General features: G+C 60.0%; 2 protein-coding genes. Both read left to right on the top strand.

What is annotated here, in order from left to right; genetic code table 11:
* Nucleotides 1-188: 188 nt before the first annotated feature.
* On the top strand, nucleotides 189-419 hold the full coding sequence (locus tag NS334_RS18870; RefSeq protein ID WP_206542676.1) for a hypothetical protein: 231 nt from the start codon (nucleotides 189-191) through the stop codon (nucleotides 417-419).
* A complete protein-coding gene (locus NS334_RS18865) occupies nucleotides 401-733 on the top strand; it encodes a ketopantoate reductase C-terminal domain-containing protein (RefSeq protein WP_206542675.1) in 333 nt (110 codons plus the stop codon). The genes NS334_RS18870 and NS334_RS18865 overlap by 19 nt, the downstream gene beginning before the upstream one ends.
* The last annotated feature ends 98 nt before the right edge of the window (nucleotides 734-831 follow it).

Below are 831 nucleotides of genomic sequence, written 5' to 3'. Positions count from 1 at the left end.
TCACGGCCTCACCTGTTAGTTTACTACTATTCATGTTGTCTCTCTCGTCTCATGTGTTATTGGTATGTTATTGTTACTGTTTATTCCTCTTTTTTTTTTGTTTTTTTTTTTTCAAGCAGAAGACGCCATACTCGCTTTCTTCCTGTCTCGTGGGCTCGGAGTTGTGTATAAGGGTCAGCATCGGCGGCGTGATCTTCTCCTCCAACGAGGTGATCGCGCCCGGATTGGTGGCGAATCTGTCGCCGGATCGCAACCGCCTCCTGATCGGCGAATGCGACGATCTCCGGAGCGAGCGCATCACCCGGCTGCGCGCGGCGCTTAATGAGGCTGCGATCGAATCGCCTGACGTCACGGAGATTCGCGAGACGATCTGGTCGAAACTGCTCACCAACATGTCGATGTGGTGCTCTGTCTGCTGACCGGGCTGACCGCGCGCGGCGTCCGCGACGATCCCGACATGCAGGAGGTGATCCCACGGCTGCTCGACGAGGCCAATGCGGTGGCGACGCGCTATATCCCCGGGGTCAAGCGCGTCACCCGTTCGGGACCCGCGCCCGACCACAAGCCGTCGATCCTGCAGGACTACGAGCTCGGCCGCGCCATGGAGATCGACGTGCTGGTGCGCGCGCCCGCGGCCTTTGCCCGCGCAGCAGATATTCCGACCCCGATGCTCGACCTGATGGCCGCCCTCGCGATCCAGAAGGCGCGTGACAAGGGCCTGTATCAGGGCTGACAATCCGGATCTCACGATAACAAGCAGGGGCATCGAACCATGCACGTCAAGGACAAGGTCTGTGTCGTCACCGGCGGCGCGAGCGGGATCGGCGAGGC

This window comes from Sphingomonas endophytica (assembly GCF_001476895.1).
GTDB classification, from domain to species: Bacteria; Pseudomonadota; Alphaproteobacteria; order Sphingomonadales; family Sphingomonadaceae; genus Sphingomonas; species Sphingomonas endophytica_A.
Note: the sequence above shows the minus strand (reverse complement) of the source record. Positions and strands in the feature narration are given on the sequence as shown.